Annotated in this window: 15 protein-coding genes; 12 read left to right on the forward strand and 3 right to left on the reverse strand. The window is 39.2% G+C overall.

Annotation, left to right across the window (positions count from 1 at the left end; translation table 11 throughout):
- Positions 1–348: 348 nt before the first annotated feature.
- Positions 349–1,236 carry a peptidoglycan recognition protein family protein gene (locus ACOWPH_RS07270; RefSeq protein WP_015214754.1) on the reverse strand — a complete coding sequence of 296 codons (888 nt, stop codon included), beginning with the start codon at positions 1,234–1,236 and terminating at the stop codon, positions 349–351.
- A 383-nt stretch (positions 1,237–1,619) separates the two neighbouring features.
- Between ACOWPH_RS07270 and metH the strand changes: the two genes are divergently transcribed.
- The 4 genes from metH (at position 1,620) to phnE (ending at position 8,305) form a co-directional block, all read left to right on the forward strand.
- Positions 1,620–5,150 (forward strand): methionine synthase, encoded by a 3,531-nt coding sequence (gene metH / locus ACOWPH_RS07275; protein WP_015214755.1) that lies wholly within the window; start codon positions 1,620–1,622, stop codon positions 5,148–5,150.
- A gap of 532 nt (positions 5,151–5,682) precedes the next feature.
- The gene (locus ACOWPH_RS07280) at positions 5,683–6,672 is read left to right on the forward strand and encodes a phosphate/phosphite/phosphonate ABC transporter substrate-binding protein (RefSeq protein WP_015214756.1); all 990 of its coding nucleotides are present in this window, start codon (positions 5,683–5,685) and stop codon (positions 6,670–6,672) included.
- Positions 6,673–6,759: 87 nt separating this feature from the next.
- Entirely contained in the window at positions 6,760–7,491 is a 732-nt protein-coding gene (locus tag ACOWPH_RS07285; RefSeq protein ID WP_015214757.1) for a phosphonate ABC transporter ATP-binding protein, read from the forward strand.
- Positions 7,492–7,510: 19 nt separating this feature from the next.
- A complete protein-coding gene (gene phnE, locus ACOWPH_RS07290) occupies positions 7,511–8,305 on the forward strand; it encodes a phosphonate ABC transporter, permease protein PhnE (protein WP_015214758.1) in 795 nt (264 codons plus the stop codon).
- 219 nt (positions 8,306–8,524) lie between these two features.
- On the opposite strand, the gene ACOWPH_RS07295 is transcribed toward phnE, so the two are convergent.
- Positions 8,525–9,190: a (2Fe-2S) ferredoxin domain-containing protein gene (locus ACOWPH_RS07295; protein ID WP_015214759.1), complete on the reverse strand. Its 666-nt coding sequence runs from the start codon at positions 9,188–9,190 to the stop codon at positions 8,525–8,527.
- Positions 9,191–9,230: 40 nt separating this feature from the next.
- Complete coding sequence (locus tag ACOWPH_RS07300; RefSeq protein WP_042465986.1) at positions 9,231–9,488, reverse strand: Asr1405/Asl0597 family protein; 258 nt, start codon at positions 9,486–9,488, stop codon at positions 9,231–9,233.
- 385 nt (positions 9,489–9,873) lie between these two features.
- Here ACOWPH_RS07300 and ACOWPH_RS07305 point away from each other — a divergent pair, with 385 nt between their 5' ends.
- From ACOWPH_RS07305 to nblB, 8 genes are all read left to right on the forward strand, one after another.
- Positions 9,874–10,428, forward strand: a complete 555-nt coding sequence (locus tag ACOWPH_RS07305; protein ID WP_015214761.1) for a Dps family protein — start codon at positions 9,874–9,876, stop codon at positions 10,426–10,428.
- 473 nt (positions 10,429–10,901) lie between these two features.
- Positions 10,902–14,198, forward strand: a complete 3,297-nt coding sequence (carB, locus tag ACOWPH_RS07310) for a carbamoyl-phosphate synthase large subunit (protein WP_015214762.1) — start codon at positions 10,902–10,904, stop codon at positions 14,196–14,198.
- Positions 14,199–14,770: 572 nt separating this feature from the next.
- Complete coding sequence (locus ACOWPH_RS07315) at positions 14,771–15,727, forward strand: RNA polymerase sigma factor, RpoD/SigA family (protein ID WP_015214763.1); 957 nt, start codon at positions 14,771–14,773, stop codon at positions 15,725–15,727.
- 244 nt (positions 15,728–15,971) lie between these two features.
- Positions 15,972–16,313, forward strand: coding sequence for a DUF760 domain-containing protein (locus ACOWPH_RS07320; protein ID WP_015214764.1), 342 nt, complete (start codon positions 15,972–15,974; stop codon positions 16,311–16,313).
- Between the two features lie 212 nt (positions 16,314–16,525).
- Positions 16,526–16,939 (forward strand): 8-oxo-dGTP diphosphatase MutT, encoded by a 414-nt coding sequence (gene mutT, locus ACOWPH_RS07325; protein ID WP_015214765.1) that lies wholly within the window; start codon positions 16,526–16,528, stop codon positions 16,937–16,939.
- A 257-nt stretch (positions 16,940–17,196) separates the two neighbouring features.
- Positions 17,197–17,928 carry a Uma2 family endonuclease gene (locus ACOWPH_RS07330; protein ID WP_015214766.1) on the forward strand — a complete coding sequence of 244 codons (732 nt, stop codon included), beginning with the start codon at positions 17,197–17,199 and terminating at the stop codon, positions 17,926–17,928.
- 866 nt (positions 17,929–18,794) lie between these two features.
- Positions 18,795–19,253 (forward strand): CBS domain-containing protein, encoded by a 459-nt coding sequence (locus tag ACOWPH_RS07335; protein WP_015214767.1) that lies wholly within the window; start codon positions 18,795–18,797, stop codon positions 19,251–19,253.
- Positions 19,254–19,326: 73 nt separating this feature from the next.
- Positions 19,327–19,989, forward strand: a complete 663-nt coding sequence (gene nblB, locus ACOWPH_RS07340) for a phycobilisome degradation protein NblB (protein WP_015214768.1) — start codon at positions 19,327–19,329, stop codon at positions 19,987–19,989.
- The last annotated feature ends 202 nt before the right edge of the window (positions 19,990–20,191 follow it).

Consider the following 20,191-nt stretch of genomic DNA (forward strand, 5'->3'; position numbering starts at 1 on the left):
TTTACTGTTTATTAAATTAACAACAGAAAAAGATACGATAATTTTTTTGTAAAATATTTATCGTTTAAGTTAATTTCATCTCTGTATTTCTACTACCTTATTTTTACTGACTTAATTAACAAACTATTGGAGTGAAAGCTTATTTTGATGTATGAAACTCAGAAAATTTGCTGACACTTACATTGCCTGAAATGATAATTAATGTGATAATTGCTCTTCCCAATTACCTATTCCCAGCCCAAACAAATATGATGTAGCATTTCCTAGTCTAATGAAGTACAAAATTATCTGCGTTTAATTATTACTGCTTGTACCTAACTTGAATGGTAATTGCTATAAGTGCATATATTACTTATTAGCAGTATTAAACGTTCTTAGCTGCCGATAGCTATGAAGTACATTAAAAAACTTCTCAAAATCAAAACTTTTAGGATCTGCTCTTTGTCCAGAACGGTCTACAGCTCGATGAGTGGTAATTCTATCATCTGGAACTTGGCTTTGAGCAATTAACCAAGCCAAGGAATTGTACTGAGCATCTGTGTAACCACTATGACCTTGAAGATTGTTCTTACCCCAAGCATCTGAAGGCGTTTCTAAAGACACATGATAAGCAAAATTATTTACAGATGGAGGTAAAGTTTGATTAGTTTGCACAGTTTCCAGGCCATTAACATCCTCAAACACAGAATTACCCGCACCAAAAGCCCGTTTATCTGGTGGAACAAGATAAACTACTGTCCCATTTAAAGTAACTAAAGCGTGATAACTAGCTTGTACATTTTCATCATCATGGGGTGTTTGAAAAAAATTAATCGCACTAGAAGCAGAATTACTAGTTTCGTGAAGTACAATAATTGCCTGATTATTTATAAGTACACCATTAGCATCTCTGGTATATCGTTCTCCATAATTACTAGGATGCACATCAGCCTTAGCAAAATTAGGTTTATATTTAGCAAAAGCCGCAGTAGTAGCATATCTAGTATTAACTTTACTAAGTTTAGGAATATTATTCGTATTTACTGGAGATTTAGGTAAATTTGGCTCCTTATTTTCTGTCGTTATTACCGACTGTAATTGTGCCTGTGGATATTGACTCCACGCTGTAGTTTCTGGAGTTGAAGTAATTTTATTACTTTGTGTCTGTCTGGAACCACCCACAAACAATGCTAAAACCAGAGCAGCGAACATAAAAAAGATTAGCATTACTCTAGTTGCCCAGTCTCTAAATCTCATATATCTAATACTGGTAATATTGCTAACGTTAATATTAATACCTTGATTTCGCAAAATAAAGACATCTATTATACTAAAATATAAGGTAAATAAAATTTTTTACTTATTCATCTGTCTATAAGTCTAACTTTACTGAGTAGGTGGGCGTAAATATTTATGATCAGATAAGGCAAAAAGAAGGTGGGGAAAGGGTTTGAGCTTCATTGTACATTATTTTTTCATTATAAAAAGCTTTATATCTTGTTTAAACGTAAATATATCATCAGTATCATAAACAATCCATAGATTTAAAATACTTGTTGTCTAAAAAATACGCCTAAATTTTGGAAAATAATAAACTAAGTCTAGAATCACAAAACTAACCAAACTTGATTTCAGAGAATATGAAACATCCTTTCTTAGAACACCTGCATAGTCCAAAACGTCCTGTTATCGTCTTTGACGGCGCAATGGGAACTAACCTGCAAACCCAAAACCTCACAGCGGAAGATTTTGGAGGCACACAGTATGAAGGTTGTAATGAATACCTAGTCCACACCAAACCCGAAGCCGTCGCCAAAGTTCACCGTGACTTTCTCGCTGCTGGTGCTGATGTCATTGAAACCGACACCTTCGGCGCTATGTCCATAGTTTTAGCAGAATATGACTTAGCCGACCAAGCTTACTATCTCACCAAAACTGCCGCAGAACTTGCCAAAAGTGTCGCTGCGGAATTTTCTACACCAGAAAAACCCCGGTTTGTAGCCGGTTCAATTGGTCCGACAACCAAACTCCCCACCTTGGGACATATTGATTTTGACACCATGAAAGCCTCCTTCGCTGAACAAGCAGAAGCCTTGTTTGATGGTGGTGTCGATTTATTTCTCGTCGAAACTTGCCAAGATGTACTGCAAATTAAAGCCGCATTAAATGGAATTGAGGAAGTTTTTGCTAAAAAAGGCGAAAGAAGACCCCTAATGGTGTCTGTAACTATGGAAAGCATGGGTACAATGCTGGTAGGTACAGAAATCAGCGCCGTACTGACAATTCTAGAACCTTACCCCATAGATATTCTCGGTTTAAACTGTGCCACTGGCCCAGACTTGATGAAACCACACATCAAGTATTTATCAGAACATTCGCCTTTCGTAGTTTCCTGTATTCCTAACGCGGGTTTACCGGAAAACGTTGGTGGTCAAGCGCATTACAGACTAACGCCTGTTGAATTAAGAATGTCTTTAATGCACTTTATCGAAGATTTGGGTGTCCAAGTGATTGGGGGTTGCTGTGGGACACGTCCAGCACACATTCAACAATTGGCAGAAATTGCCAAGGAGTTAAAACCGAAAGTTAGAAAACCGAGTTTAGAACCAGCAGCAGCGTCAATTTATTCTACTCAGCCTTATGAGCAAGATAACTCTTTCTTGATTATTGGTGAACGTCTCAACGCCAGCGGTTCTAAGAAATGCCGTGACTTACTAAATGCGGAAGATTGGGATGGTTTGGTGTCAATGGCGAGGAGTCAAGTTAAAGAAGGCGCACACATCCTAGATATTAACGTTGATTATGTAGGACGTGACGGCGTGCGTGATATGCACGAGCTAGTTTCTCGCATTGTTAATAATGTTACTTTACCCTTAATGCTCGATTCCACCGAATGGGAAAAAATGGAAGCAGGGCTAAAGGTAGCTGGTGGTAAGTGTTTGCTCAATTCCACTAACTATGAAGACGGCGAACCACGATTTTTGAAAGTGTTGGAGTTAGCCAAAAAGTACGGTGCAGGTGTCGTCATTGGTACAATCGACGAAGATGGCATGGCGCGGACAGCAGAGAAAAAGTTTCAAATTGCCCAACGTGCTTACCGTCAAGCTGTAGAATATGGGCTTGCCCCCACAGAAATATTTTTTGATACTTTAGCTTTACCTATTTCTACGGGAATTGAGGAAGATAGAGAAAATGGTAAAGCCACCATTGAGTCAATTCGCCGTATTCGCCGAGAATTGCCCGGAAGTCATGTAATTTTGGGTGTTTCTAATATTTCCTTTGGTTTAAATCCCGCATCGCGGATGGTTCTGAATTCGATGTTTTTGCATGAAGCAATGAATGCGGGAATGGATGCAGCAATTGTCAGCGCGAGTAAAATTTTACCACTAGCTAAAATTGAACCTCAGCATCAAGAAGTTTGTCGTCAGTTAATTTACGATGAACGGAAATTTGATGGTGATGTCTGCATTTATGATCCTTTAGGAGAACTAACAACAATTTTTGCAGGGGTTAAAACAAAACGTAACACGGGAATTGATGAAAATCTCCCCATTCAAGAACGTTTGAAACGTCATATTATTGACGGTGAACGCATTGGTTTAGAAGCGCAATTGACAAAGGCTTTAGAACAATTTCCTCCATTAGAAATTATCAATACATTTTTGTTAGATGGGATGAAAGTTGTGGGTGAGTTGTTCGGTTCAGGACAAATGCAATTGCCTTTTGTTTTGCAATCTGCGGAAACGATGAAATCGGCAGTTGCGTATTTAGAACCGTTCATGGAAAAGTCGGAATCTGGGAATAATTCCAAGGGAACTTTTGTAATTGCAACTGTCAAAGGTGATGTTCATGACATTGGCAAAAACCTGGTAGATATCATTTTATCTAACAACGGTTACAAAGTGATAAACCTGGGAATTAAGCAATCAGTGGAAAATATTATTCAGGCTTATCAACAGCATAAACCTGATTGTATTGCCATGAGTGGTTTGCTGGTGAAATCTACCGCTTTTATGAAAGAGAATTTGCAAACTTTCAACGAAAATGGTATTACGGTACCTGTAATTTTAGGTGGTGCAGCGTTAACGCCTAAGTTTGTGTATCAAGATTGCCAAAATACCTACAAAGGTAAAGTAGTTTATGGCAAAGATGCATTTTCTGATTTGCATTTTATGGATAAATTAATGCCTGCAAAAGTGGGGGGCAATTGGGATGATTCACAGGGCTTTTTGGATGAATTTGAGGAAAATAGACATCACTCTTTTGCAGAAAATGACGGGCAAGATACCCATCCCACAAGAGAAGATGTTGGTGTTATAAAAGATGTGGATACTCGGCGTTCGGAAGTTGTAATAATAGATATTGAACGTCCGAAACCACCTTTTTGGGGAACTCAGTTTTTACAACCTGATGATATTTCTTTGGAGGAGATCTTCTGGTATTTAGATTTGCAAGCTTTGGTGGCTGGACAATGGCAATTCCGTAAACCAAAAGAACAATCTAAGGAAGAATATCAAGCGTTTTTGGCTGAGAAGGTTTATCCAGTTTTAGAAAGTTGGAAACAGAGAATTATTGAAGAAAATTTGTTACATCCTCATGTAATTTATGGGTATTTTCCTTGTCAGTCTGATGGTAATTCTCTACATATATATGATGTAGAAAATCAATCAAAACAAATTACGAGTTTTGAATTTCCTCGTCAGAAATCTTTCAACAGGTTATGTATTGCCGATTTCTTTGCACCGAAGGAGTCAGGACTGATTGATGTTTTCCCCATGCAAGCGGTGACCGTGGGGGAAGTTGCAACGGAGTTTGGACAAAAGTTATTTGCCAATCATCAATACACTGATTATCTGTATTTTCATGGTATGGCGGTACAGGTGGCAGAAGCTTTAGCGGAATGGACTCATGCTAGGATTCGTCGGGAGTTGGGTTTTGGTGATTCTGAACCTGATAATATTCGGGATATTTTGGCGCAGCGTTATCAAGGTTCTCGGTATAGTTTCGGCTATCCTGCTTGTCCGAATATTCAGGATCAGTATAAGCAGTTGGAGTTGTTGGGGGTTGACAGGATGAAGATGCACATGGATGAAAGTGAGCAATTGTATCCTGAACAGTCTACAACGGCGATTATTACTTATCACCCTGCTGCGAAGTATTTCACTGCTTAGTTGTGAGATATATGCCTTACCCACATCTTTCTTAACATTCTTGAAACCCTTATAATATAAAGGTTTTGATGTTTAAAAATTACACCACTCTTGACAGAATTTACCTTGTTATTCTCGATAAAAACCTCATTTTATTGAGAATCAACAACGGAGGATCAAGGGTTGGGGATTTAAGATCGCTCTCGCAAATGTTAAGAAAGATTCGGGTAATGGATAGGTTGTGAGATGAAGAGGGGTAAGGATTTCAAGGATTTAAACCTGGGTTTTTGACAATTTTTTAGAGAGTGCTATTGATGTGAATTTCATCCTCACAAAGCCCGAAATAACCTAATTTCGTTCCGTCCGCTTCACGGTAAATTTTTACAGTGCCTAAGTTTGAGGAAAGACTATATCAGTCCTTGATTTGATTTAATTTAATATATTTTATACACGAGTTTTTACAGTTGCTTATTGACTTTTGTTCCTATAAGCTCTAAATTCATTTATCGAACTAGTTGAAACTTATTTGCAAAAATACTGAGAATTGTTGCTAATGAATATTAATAAAGTTGGTGTGAGCAAAAAGGGCTTATTGGTTGCTAGTGGGGCATTTGCCGCCCTAACTGGGTTAGTTGTCAGCACCTTAGCGGGAATGCAAGCAACAGTGGCTAATCCCAATCTCAATCAGCCAGTACCACGCTTACTTGCTCAAAAACTAAAAACTCTAACAATAGTTTTTCCTAGTCGTTCTGATTCTACAGATTTGCAAACTAAAGCCAACGCTGTAGGTAGCTTTTTATCCAAAGAATTGGGAATCCCCGTAAAAGCGCAAATCGGTGATGATACAGCAGCAGTGGAAGCATTGAGGGCAAATCGCGCTGATGTGGCTTTTTTAAGTAGTCGTCCCGCATTGAAGGCTGAACAATTGGCAAATGCTCGTTTGTACTTAGCTGAAGTTCGCGCCAATTATTCGGGGAGATTTACTTATAACTCCATATTTGTTGTCCCCGCAAATAGCCAACTGAAAAGCAAAAGTACTCCAAAAGCAACTTTAGAACAACTGCGGGGTAAAAAAATGGCCTTTACTTCCCCTACATCGGGTTCTGGATTTATTTTCCCTGTGAGTGAGTTAGTTAAACAGGGATTTGTCCCTGATAAAGACCGCTTGGATGGTTTCTTCGGTCAAATTGCCTATGGTGGTAGTTACGGTAAAGCTTTAGAAGCAGTAGTGCGCGGTCAAGCAGATGTGGCGGTAGTATCAGAATATGCTCTTTTCCCCCCATATATCTCCGCTGAAGACAAAAGCAAGTTACGGGTGCTACATAAAATTTCTGGTGTTCCTGCTCATGGTATCGCCATAGATAATGATGTTCCAGTACTAATGCGGGAAAAAATTATTAATGCTCTACTGAAGTTAAACAAGCCTGAAAATAACGCACTTTTCAAAAGTTTATATAACTCTACAGAATTGGTCAGAGTTGATCACAATCGTCATCTTAAACCTGTCCGGGAAGCATTAAAAAACGTTGGCATGGAACCATAATAAAGTAGGGGGAAAGGGCAATCCTCAACCCCTACAATAATTACTCCCCACGTCGAATGACCAATTACTAATTTATTGATTACCAGCGTGAAACTGATTGAATGTCATAATCTAGAGACGGCTTATGCGGCATCACTGAATCGTCCCATCCTCAACGGCATTAATTGTCATATTAATGAGGGTGAGTTTGTTGCTTTGTTAGGACTCAATGGTGCGGGTAAGTCTACATTATTGCGATCGCTGGTAGGATTAGTCCCATTGGTAAAGGGAGAAATTCACATTAATGGTCTGGAAATGACTCCCCAATCATTGCCGAAAATCCGCCGTGAAATTGGGATGTTATTTCAAGGTGGTGGACTAATTCGCCAATTATCAGCCATTGACAATGTTTTATGTGGTCGTTTGGGTGTGAGAAAAACAAGACAAACTTTATTTGGTTTTCCCAAACACGATCGCACTTTAGCCATAGAATTATTAGAGCAACTGGGTTTAAAAGAGCAAATATATCAAAAAACTAGTCAGCTTAGTGGCGGACAACAACAACGAGTTGCGATCGCTCGTGCTTTAATACAATCACCCCAAATACTCTTAGCTGATGAACCTATCACAGGCTTGGATGTTGTTGCATCCCAACAAGTGATGCAGATTTTATCAGAACTCAACGCCCAGCACGGCTTAACCATTGTTACAGTGTTACATGATTTGGGCATAGCCGCAGAATACGCCCAAAGAGCGATAGTGTTAGATGCAGGACGCATAGTTTATGACGGAGAATGTGACAACTTACAAGCCCAATTTTCCCAAGTTTTGAGTTTGTAGGAATATACATAAAAATTTTATGAGTAAATCTTTTAATTCCCCATTCCTACACCGTCACCCTTGGGTAATGCCCCTGCTTATTATCTTAATAATGCTGGGGGTTTATACTTGGGCTTTACAAGGTTTAAAAGTAGATTTTGAACTATTACAAAATAGCTGGCCTTACATTACCGATTTCATTGTCAGGTTATTCCCCCCAGATTGGAAGGTTGTAGATATAGCGATTAAGGCATTAATTGAAACTATACAGATGTCCCTTTGGGGAACTTCTATCGGTGCTATTCTTTCTCTACCAATAGCTGTTGCTAGTTCTAATAATGTTGCACCTTTATGGTTGCGCTGGTTAGCAAATTTACTACAAAACTCCGTTCGTTCAGTTCCCTCAATTATTCTGGGCTTGATATTTGTTGCCGCAACCGGTTTAGGCGCACCCGCTGGCACATTAGCCTTATCAATCTATACAATTGGCTATCTTGCCAAGTTTTACCAACAAGCAATAGAATCCGTAGATTCCCGTTCTCTTGAATCATTACAAGTTATCGGTGCATCAAGAATGCAAATGGCCCACTATGGAATTCTACCGCAAGTATTACCCTTGGGATTAGGCTATACATTGTGGATGTTTGAATATAACATCCGCGCTGCTTCTGTGTTGGGTGTAGTTGGTGCGGGTGGGATAGGTTTTCAGTTGAAAAGTTATATTGACGGGTTTGAATATAACAAAGCCACAACTATGATGTTGGTGTTATTGGTAGTAGTGACTGTGATTGATATTTTTAGTAGTAAATTGCGCCGTCACCTTGACTCGATGTAAGTAAAAATTTAATTACAGCAGATTGATGAATGAATGAGGCTTCCGCGAGCCTTCCATGCGGAACGGGACGCTACACGAACGCCGAACTCTGATAGCTTATATGACGTAGCTACCGCAGGCATACGCCACACTGGGCTATCAAATATCAAGCGCCTTTTACTCGTGGCTTTTGAATTTTGATGGAGTATCAACAAGTATTTTGATTGGTTTAAAATCTTTTCAATAAACTCCAGCATAACTGGGTATATTCACCACCACATCTCTTGCTTCTTCCCGACTTTCCCCATTAATATGCTTATCTATCAACATTGGCACTTGTGTAGCTTGTATGCGACTATAACGAGTTTTGTCTGGCATGACTAAATTTGGCCCTGCTTTACAGTTCTTCATACAGCCAGTGCCTTTAATAATTACATTATCTAAACCATTATTTTCCAACTCTCTTTCTAAAGCCTGACACAAAGCCTTACCACCACGTTTCATACAATCAGACTTTTGGCAGACCAAAATTGTTGCTTTAGTCTGAGTCGATTTTTGTTTGGTGCAATTTTTCGCAGAAGTTTCTTCTAACTGCTTCATAGTGTGACTAATTTGATCTGTAAATCTTCCCATTTCCGAACTTGCAGCCATTACCCGTTCTGCTTTGAGGGTTTCTTGTCCCTTTTTAGAGTCGTACTTTTTTGTCCCCACAACTTGCAGCCAAGTACCTTTAGGTAGACGTAAATCAAAGGCTACCCGTAAATGTTTCGCTAACTTCACATAGCATTGACCTTCAACAGTTGCTAACAATAAGCCTTTGAGCTTGTAACCGTCTTTAATCACAAACTCTAAAAATCTTCCTTCAAGGCAAAATTCTGCTACTTCTACACTGGGAGATACACTCATTTTTGTCACCTCTTTTCAACGAAGATAAGCTGTCAATCAACTAAGACTTTTGGTAGCGACTATGCCAACATTGTTCAAGAGTACAAATTAACTCTTGACGAGATGCGGTGAATTGTCGCACCACACTCCAAAGTTGAACAACTACCTGGGGACTGGTAATTTGCACTTGTAATGGTTGGTTAGTCTCGCAGCGAGAAGGAATTTCTAACTCTCTTAAACGCTGATAGACTTGCCAACGGTCTGCCCAATTCACCTCAACAACGTGCTTTATTCCTGTTTCTGAGCTAAAAGATTTCAAGCGAATTGCCCTCAAAGTGCAACAAACTTGCAGTAAACACAAGATATATACTCCCCAAAACAGGGAGTTGGTTAGAGTTAAGCCTCTTTAATTAGAATAGCGTAAGTGCAAAATATTGTCATTAATTTTGCAAACTTTTTGCATTTTTATATTTATAAATTATTATTCGAGCTTAATCACGATTTGTTGTAACGCTAAGTATAGTATCTAGATATTTACATAAAAATTCAACTTTGAGTATCTAGCTTGGGAATTAATTTAATTCTCCTAGCAGTTAAAATTAAAAATTCTGTAATATTTGATAGACTTGCTTTCAGTTTTTTCAATGTTAATATATAAAAACTAAGCAGTAAAAAAATAAAACTGCTAAACAGCGAGGAGAACTATGTCTGACACACAAACTTTGTTGCAAAATTTTGGTCAAGTATACGACAATCATGTCTTGCTAGATCGCAGTGTAACTACTCCAGTAGTTGAAGGATTTAATGTAGTCTTAGCGAGTTTCCAAGCTTTGTACTTGCAGTACCAAAAACACCATTTTGTAGTTGAAGGTGCAGAATTTTATTCTCTGCATGAATTCTTTAACGACAGCTACACCGAAGTCCAAGATCATATCCATGAAATTGGCGAAAGATTAAATGGTTTGGGTGGTGTACCTGCGGCAAGCTTTAGTAAATTAGCTGAATTATGCTGCTTTGAACCGGAAAGTGATGGCGCATATGCTGCCCGCAAGATGGTCGAAAATGACCTGGTAGCAGAACAAGCTATGATTAGCGTAATTCGTCGTCAAGCTTCTCAGGCTGAGAGTTTAGGAGATAGAGCCACACGCTATCTGTATGAAAAAATCTTGTTAAAAACAGAAGAAAGAGCCTATCATTTAGCTCACTTCTTGGCTAAGGATAGTTTAACATTAGGTTATGTTCAACCTGCGGCAAACTAGACTTCACATCATGGCAATTAATCTCATCTAGCAATAGTGTAAATTAGTTGTACAAGCTATTAAAAAATAATATTTTTGAGCAGAAAGGTGACATTGTCCCTCTCTGCTATTTTTAACAAAAAATTTGGGTAATAAATTTTTCTTTAACCAGAATATAAAATAATTGCTGTTCGTATTTAATATGCACTGTTGTTTAAATAAAAACCACAGCAGATATTTCTAAATTTATTGACAATTAATTTTATTAGAATTAAATACATAAATAAAAGTTTTTATCAATATCTTTGCCATCTAAGCTATAAAAATTGAAAAGTAACTGTAAGAAAACAAAGGCATTTTTTGCCCAACATCCTATTCTTTTTCGGCTCTGGCTCAACAGAAACCGGAAAACTGGATAATAAATAGCATGAGGAGGGGTAAAGACCCTTACAATAATCAAGATTTGTATTTTTATACTTCAAGGTAACAAAGCTATGCCGCGTCGTGAAGACCTCCGCAAAATTCTACTGTTAGGTTCTGGTCCGATTGTGATTGGCCAAGCCTGTGAGTTTGACTACTCTGGAACTCAAGCCTGTAAAGCCTTGCGTGAAGAAGGCTATGAGGTGGTGTTGGTCAATTCTAACCCAGCTACGATTATGACTGACCCGGAAACAGCAGACCGCACCTATATTGAACCGCTGACACCGGAAATAGTAGAAAAAGTTATTGCAAAAGAACGTCCAGATGCTCTATTACCAACAATGGGAGGACAAACCGCCCTTAACTTGGCTGTGGCTTTGGCGAAAAATGGTGTTTTGGAAAAATACAACGTCGAGTTAATTGGTGCGAAGTTACCAGCGATTGAAAAGGCCGAAGACAGAAAACTGTTTAATGAAGCAATGGCTAAAATTGGGGTGGCGGTGTGTCCCAGTGGTACAGCCTCGACTTTGGAAGAGTCAAAAGCGATCGCACGCCAAATTGGTACATATCCCCTAATTATCCGTCCAGCCTTTACAATGGGAGGTACAGGCGGAGGTATTGCCTACAACAAAGAAGAATTTGAAGAAATGGCACAAGTAGGAATTGATGCCAGTCCCGTGTCGCAAATTCTCATAGACCAATCTTTACTAGGTTGGAAAGAATATGAACTAGAAGTCATGCGTGACTTAGCAGATAACGTAGTCATTATCTGTTCCATCGAAAACCTCGACCCCATGGGTATTCATACAGGCGATTCTATCACCGTCGCCCCTGCCCAAACCCTCACTGATAAAGAATATCAACGGTTGCGGGATATGGCAATTAAAATTATCCGCGAAATAGGTGTAGAAACAGGCGGTTCTAATATCCAGTTTGCCGTCAATCCTGAAAATGGGGATGTGGTGGTGATTGAAATGAACCCCCGTGTATCCCGCAGTTCTGCCTTATCTTCCAAAGCCACAGGATTCCCCATTGCCAAAATAGCGGCTAAGTTAGCTGTGGGTTACACCTTGAATGAACTGCAAAACGACATCACCAAGAAAACCCCCGCTTCCTTTGAACCGACAATTGATTATGTTGTCACCAAAATCCCCCGCTTCGCTTTTGAAAAATTCCCTGGTTCTGAACCGGTTCTCACTACACAAATGAAGTCTGTCGGGGAAGCAATGGCTATTGGCAGAACATTTAACGAATCTTTCCAAAAAGCATTGCGTTCTTTAGAAACTGGCCGCGCTGGTTGGGGTTGTGACAAAGCCGAAAAATTACCCAGTGGGGAACAAATTCGCGCTCAATTGCGGACACCAAACCCAGAACGAATCTTTTCTGTGCGTCATGCAATGCAATTAGGGATGAGTAATGATGAAATCTATGAACTGACGGCTATTGACCCATGGTTTTTAGATAAATTACAACAACTGCTAGAAGTGGAGAAATTCCTGAAACGCACACCCTTAAAGCAGTTGACAAAAGAGCAAATGTACGCGGTGAAAAGGGATGGTTATAGCGATCGCCAAATCGCCTATGCTACTAAAACCAATGAAGATGAAGTTAGGGCTTACCGCAAGAGTTTAGGAGTGATTCCAGTTTACAAAACTGTAGATACTTGCGCGGCTGAGTTTGAAGCTCTGACTCCTTATTACTATTCTACCTACGAAGAAGAAACGGAAGTTTTACCCACCACCAAACCCAAGGTAATGATTTTGGGCGGGGGGCCAAACCGCATTGGACAGGGAATTGAGTTTGATTATTGTTGTTGTCACGCTGCCTATGCTTTACATGGTGCAGGGTATGAAACAATTATGGTCAATTCTAATCCTGAGACAGTTTCTACAGATTATGATACGAGCGATCGCTTGTATTTTGAGCCGTTAACCAAAGAAGATGTTCTCAACATCATCGACACGGAGAACCCTGTGGGCATAATTGTCCAGTTTGGCGGACAAACACCGTTAAAATTAGCAGTTCCCTTACAGCAATATTTAGAACAACTAGAGAGTGGTGATATTTACCAATGTCCTGTTCCTCATCCTGATTTCCCCATTCCCAAAATTTGGGGTACATCGCCCGATTCTATCGACATGGCAGAAAACCGGGAGCGATTTGAAAAGATTCTCAATAAATTGAATATTGCCCAACCGCCTAATGGCATGGCCAGAAGTTATGAAGATGCTTTAATAGTTGCTAAACGCATTGGTTATCCCGTGGTTGTGCGTCCTAGCTATGTGTTGGGGGGAAGGGCGATGGAAATCGTCTATTCTGATGCAGAGTTAGAACGCTACATGACTTTTGCCGTGTTGGTAGAACCAGACCACCCGATTTTAATTGATAAGTTCTTAGAAAATGCCATTGAAGTTGATGTCGATGCGATCGCTGACCATACTGGTAGAGTCGTAATTGGCGGCATTATGGAACACATCGAACAAGCGGGTATTCACTCAGGAGATTCGGCTTGTTCTTTACCTTCCATTTCCCTATCTCCAGCCGTTTTAAATCAAATTCGCACTTGGACAGTCCAACTAGCGCAAGCTTTATCTGTTGTCGGTTTGATGAATATTCAATTTGCCGTAGTCGGGGCAAATAGTTATTCTCCCCAAGTTTACATTTTGGAAGCTAACCCCAGAGCATCTCGTACAGTACCTTTTGTTTCTAAAGCTACAGGGATACAACTGGCAAAACTCGCATCTTTAATTATGTCGGGTAAAACTTTGGAGGAATTGAACTTTACTCAAGAAGTTATTCCTTCTCATATTGCTGTCAAAGAAGCAGTATTACCTTTTAGTAAGTTCCCCGGTACGGATACCATATTGGGTCCAGAAATGCGCTCAACAGGGGAAGTGATGGGAATTGATAGCGATTTTGGCCGTGCTTTTGCTAAAGCTGAGTTAGGTGCTGGGGAAATGCTACCTCTTAAGGGTAGTGTATTTGTTTCTATGAGCGATCGCGATAAAGCACTTGCAGTAGATGTAGTCAAAGAATTTATTGCCTTAGGCTTTAACGTCATAGCTACCCAAGGTACACGTCAAGTCCTTCAGGAAAAAGGGTTAAAAATTGAGCCAATACTCAAACTTCATGAAGGTCGTCCCCACGTCCTCGATGCCATCAAAAACCAACAAATTCAACTAATTATCAACACACCTTCTGGAGAAGAAGCCCATACTGATGCCAGGTTAATCCGTCGCACAGCCTTAGCTTACAAAATACCCATTATTACCACCATTGCCGGAGCTAAAGCCACAGTGGCCGCTATCCGTTCTCTGCAAAACACCACCTTGGATGTCAAAACCATTCAAGATTACTGCCCGATAAGTTAGTCGGAAGCAGGGGCAGGGGCAGGGTGCAGGGGAGAATTATCTATAACCTCTTCCCAGTCCCCAGTCCCCAGTCCCCAGTCCCCAGTCCCCAGCCCCTATTCCAAAAAGGTTAAGCAATCATTATAGAAGAAACATTATGGTTAACATTGAGATATTTTAACAAATATGAGGAACGTCTTTTTTCCTTAAAAGAATTTGCGTGAACAGGTTCAGGTATAGGTTTCTGAGTAAAATTACGGCATTAGATGGCCCCAAGCGACCACGAATTTTCGGGTTTCTCGGTAGTCAAATTATTCTCATAAATGTTACAATTATTAATAATCTAAATACAACCGAAAATGTTCGACTTATTACCTTATATCTAACTCTAGGTACTTGTGATTATCAAAAAGTCACTGTAACGTCTAGCAGTTAAGAAGCATAAATTGACTAAATATGAGTAACCGAGTTTATCGGGCGTGTAAGTTGCAAACCTTAGCATGGTTTCATATCTCACCTGGGTAGCACCCTTACAAGGCACTTATTAGCTAATGACACTACCAGCAAACCCATCATCACCAAAGAGTAGCGCCATGAAGACCGCTCAGACAGCCACCGACCTCGTGCGGACTTACCTGCGTGAGATTGGCCGTGTGCCACTCCTCACCCACGAAGAAGAGATTCGTTATGGAAAACAGGTACAAAGATGTACCGCCTTATATGAAGTGAGGGAAAATCTTGCTACCCAATTAGATCGTCAACCTAATTTAGAAGAATGGGCAGCAGCAGCACAGATAGAACTAGTAGAATTGAACGAAGCGATCGCAGAAGGTGAAACAGCTAAACGCAAAATGGTAGAAGCCAACCTGCGGTTAGTGGTTTCTGTCGCTAAAAAGTATATTAAGCGTAACGTCGATTTACTCGACTTGATCCAAGAAGGCAGCATTGGAATGCAGCGAGGGGTAGAAAAATTTGACCCTACCAAAGGTTATAGATTTTCTACATATGCCTACTGGTGGATACGTCAAGCCATCACTCGTGCGATCGCCGAAAAAGCTCGCACAATTCGCCTACCTATTCATATTACAGAAAAACTAAACAAAATAAAAAAAGCACAACGCCAACTATCCCAAAAGTTAGGACGTGCGCCCACAGCCACAGAATTAGCTCAAGAGTTAGAATTAACACCCAAACAAGTACAAGAGTGCCTAGAAAAAGCTCGTCTGCCCTTATCTCTCGATTTACGGTTAGGAGATAACTACGACACTGAACTAGGAGAACTCTTGGAAGATACAGGTGCATCACCAGAAGATTTCGTGATGCAATCCTCATTATCTTACGACCTTGAGCGGATGATGGCAGAACTCACCCCACAACAAAAAGAAGTAATTAAGCTGCGATTTGGTTTATTAGACGGGCAATCTTTAACCCTTGCTAAAATCGGTGAAATCCTCAATATCAGTCGGGAAAGAGTCCGACAAATTGAGAGAGAAGCCTTAACAAAACTCCGCAAATCCAAAACCAACATCAATGAGTATCTTGCTAGTTAGGGGATTGGGTACTGAGAAGAGGAAAGGGAGCAGGGAGCAAGGGGAAAAATAGTTCTCCTTTTCACCCTGCTTTCGCAAAACTACCCTGATTTTGGTACGGTTAAAACGACTCCCTGGAAAAAGATAACCTGTTACATTAGTTGATATGAATATACAAGTGTCAGCTACATCCAATACATAATAGGTTATTGATTATTTCAGTCACAATTACCTCAGTCAGTAGTTGTAGTAAAGGAGATAAAAAGTGAGCAACCAATCCAATCGAGTCTCAGAATTTTTTGATAGTGAATCTGAAACTAGCAATTTACTATGGCAATACGTTAAATCCTTAAGTCCAGAAACAGTCACCCAGCTATCTAAACCTAGCTCTGCTGAAGTATTTCAAGTCATGGAACGTAATATCTTTGGACTTTTGGGAAATCTGCCTCCAGAACATTTTGGCGTTACCATTACTACCAGCCGAGAAAGTTTAGGCAGGCTACTGGCCTCCGCTATGATTAGTGGTTATTTCTTACGTAACGCCGAACAGAGAATGGACTTTGACATGGTTTTGCAAGGAAACGAAGCTAATCACGATATTGAATAGTAGTACGAAATTTTTGTCACAATCATAGCATGGCTGGACAAAACACCCCTCTGCAAAATCCAGTATTATTTGCCAGCCTAATGGTTAACAGATTTTGGGTAAAAACTTGATAATTAGAAGATTTGAAAATAAACCTTAACTCGGCAGGCATCAAATTAGCCTGTCGAGTTTTATTATGAATTAATACTGAATTTATCCATCTACCCTAAACTATGAGTGTAACTAGTCCCGTACCCCATAAAATTATTGGTGTTGCCGTTATTTGGAATCACCAAAAACAAATTTTAATTGACCGTCGTCTTCCCCAAGGGACAATGGGTGGTTTATGGGAATTTCCTGGGGGCAAAATTGAGCATGATGAAACTATCCAAGAATGTATTAAAAGAGAAATTCATGAAGAACTAGGAATAGAAATTGTAGTAGGAGAACATCTGATTACCATTAACCATACTTACACACACTTGCAGGTTACGTTGACGGTGCATCATTGTCATCATGTACAAGGTATTCCCCAAGCAATAGAATGTGCTGAAATCCGTTGGGTGGATTTGAATGAGTTAGATCAATTTACTTTTCCTGAAGCCAATATAGAAATTATTACAGCTTTGCAAAATAGTAAAAAATAATCATCGCCAAAGTTATAATTTGAGAATATTTCAGAACTTACGTAAAACCAACGTCATTATGTCATTCTGTAGCAAAATTCCTGAAGATAAACAGCTTCAGCAAAGTGAAGAATCTCCAATATACTTCACTACACTACGTTTCTTTCAAGATGACAACAAAAAGTTTGCGTAAGTCATGTATTTACTAATCTAGGGCTTAAAATAAATATATTCCCAACAGGTAAAAATTGATTCACCTGAATATAGGAAAACTCACCATGATCACCACTACCCAAGACTATAAAATCACTTGGGAAAAACTACCCAAAGATTATATTCTTCCAGATGAACCAGTGGACAATATCAATCAACCAAGCCTGGCCGCAGCACTTACAGAAATTCTAGAGTTAGCGGGAAAATTGCCAAGCAATGCCTTATCATCAACAAATTACGGTATCTGTGCTACTTTGAATGGCAAAATTGTGATTAAAGCACCTGATTGGGCTTATATTCCTAAAATCAAAGTAGATAGGGAAGAAGTTATTCGTAGTTACACTCCTCAACTACAGGGTGATATTCCTTGTATAGTCATGGAATTTATTTCTGACACAGAAGGAACAGAGTACTCTACTAAACCAACTTATCCTCCTGGTAAATGGTTTTTTTATGAACGTATTCTGAAAGTGCCAAATTACATTATTTTTGAACCTGATACTGGTAATTTAGAAGTCTATCGCTTGAATACAAATACAGGTTTGTATGCTTTGCAAGATCCTCACGAAAACCAATTTTATTGGATAGAGGAAATGAATCTTTATCTCAGTGTGTGGGAAGGTTTCAGAGAAAACCGCGCAGGAAAGTGGTTAAGGTGGTGGGATGAACAGAAAAACCTGTTATTGTGGGGTTTAGAATTAGTAGAACAAGAAAGACAACAAACCGAAAAAGAAAGACAAAGAGCCGAAAAATTAGCTGCACAATTACGACTATTAGGTATAAATCCTGAAGACTAAAAGTAGGGTGGGTTAGAAACAGCATAATCCACCAATTAAACCATTTCTATTTTGAAACCAATAGTTTTTTCTTAATCGGGTTTTGTTCCTAAATCCTATACTCTTCCCTGTTAAGAGTTCTCTTTTGAAAAACTCCATTTCTCAACTTGGACGAGGTTTAATGAAGGAATTTATTTGCTCAATTCAAATTTAGGAATTTTACCAAATTCACTCGTTTTCAAAATTAAACCTAAAAATTAAAACTGTTGTTATTAGCCCAAATATAATAGAAGGCTTAGGAGTCAATACTGCTCGGTTAAGAATTTTTGTAGGTTGGGTTGAACAAAGTGAAACCCAACAAATGCCTGTAAATGTTTGGTTATACCTCCGGCACACTACGTGAACGTTCCATTGCTTCGCAACGCTAATGCGAACAACTCAACCTACATATTTCCGTTTTTTAACCTTAACTGACAAGTATTGGCTTAGGAGTAACCGTTCAGGGGGGGTAGAATATTAACCAAAATCTCTACAGTTCTTATTGTGCAAGGTTTTGGGGTGATTTATACCATAACCTAATTGCATCGAAAATATCTAAAAAATAAGTTTCAATCTTAGTATAGGACTTTTGCTCATTCAAAATAACCCGTAAAAAATCAAATCTAGGCTGGTTTTCGTATTGATTACGTTTGATATCATGTGGGGTATTTTGTTGATCATCTCCTAAATGGTTAGATATTTTATGTTAAAATTGGATTATTTTATAAAGCTGTTCCAAACAAGAATAGATTATTTTTAAAAGTAACAATCTATTAACAGTATTTTTTTATTCCCTATAATTTTCTACAATAATTAAAAAGACTTTTCTAAAAGGCGTAAGTAAAAAAATGTCTAAAACCGTTGCTGACGTGATGACTATTAACCCTATTGTGGTTAGTCTTGAAACTCCTTTAAAAGAAGCTATCCAAATTTTGGCAGAAAAGCGAATTAGCGGTTTACCTGTAATTAACAATGCGGGTAAATTGGTGGGAATTATTTCAGAAACAGATTTGATGTGGCAAGAAACTGGTGTCACTCCTCCTGCATACATTATGTTTTTGGATAGTGTAATTTATTTACAAAATCCTGCTACTTATGACCGGGATTTACATAAGGCTTTGGGGCAAACAGTAGGTGAAGTCATGAGTAAAAATCCTTTAACTATTACTCCTGATAAATCTCTCAAAGAAGCTGCAAAAATTATCCAAGAACATAAAGTTCATCGTCTACCTGTGCTTGACAATGCAGGTCAAGTTATTGGTATTCTCACTCGTGGGGATATTATTCGCACTATGGCTACAGAGTAGGAACTGGGAAGGATGGGGGAAAGATGGGGAAATTAATAAACCAATTACCAATTTGACAATTTAGGATAATTCAATGAGTGTTTCTGCTGAGTCTGTGAAAGAATTACTGAATTCTGAGAATTTAGGCGATCGCTTACGTGCTGTAAATCAAATCCGAGAACTAGAACCGAAAGTTGGTTTGGAATTACTACAAATTGCGATTGGTGATGGTAATTCCCGTGTCCGTTACTCTGCTGTGAGTCAGATGGATACACTGGGAGAGCAGGATTTAGAGTTATCTTTGCGTCTCTTGCGGGATTTACTTAATGATCCTGAAGCTGATGTGCAAGCAGCCGCCGCAGATTGTTTAGGTGCGTTGAAACTACACGCGGCCTTTGAAGATTTGCAACAGCTTTATCATACCACCCCGGAATGGCTGGTGCAGTTTAGCATCATCGCTACATTGGGAGAGTTGGGTGATCCAAGAGGTTTGGAACTGCTCAAACAAGCACTTTCTTCAAATAATGGCTTGATTCAAACTGCTGCGATTAGTTCCCTGGGTGAGTTGGGAGATGTAGAAGCAGTTCCTCTTTTGGTTCCCTATACAACTAATCCAGATTGGCAAGTGCGTTATAGAGTGGTGCAAGCTTTAGGTAATTTAGGTGGTGCGGAAGCCAAATCAATTTTAGCAACTCTGGTGAATGATGAAGTGGAAGCGATCGCTAATGAAGCGAAAAAAGCTTTGCAGTTAGCTTAATTGATATCACAGATCATCTGTTCGACTTGTCTTTATGGTACTTACTTCCGTTCGGTGTTTACTGAAAATGCCCAGCAAAAACAATACTAACTAGTACAAATTGCTTGTTCATATTAGTTTTCAGGAAAGTAGCTAAATGACAGTGTATACTATAGGGATACGGCCTAGCTGTATCTCTTTTTTATCTTACCCTCAAACAATA

The sequence above is a fragment of the Anabaena sp. PCC 7938 genome (assembly GCF_049315035.1).
GTDB lineage: Bacteria > Cyanobacteriota > Cyanobacteriia > Cyanobacteriales > Nostocaceae > Anabaena > Anabaena cylindrica.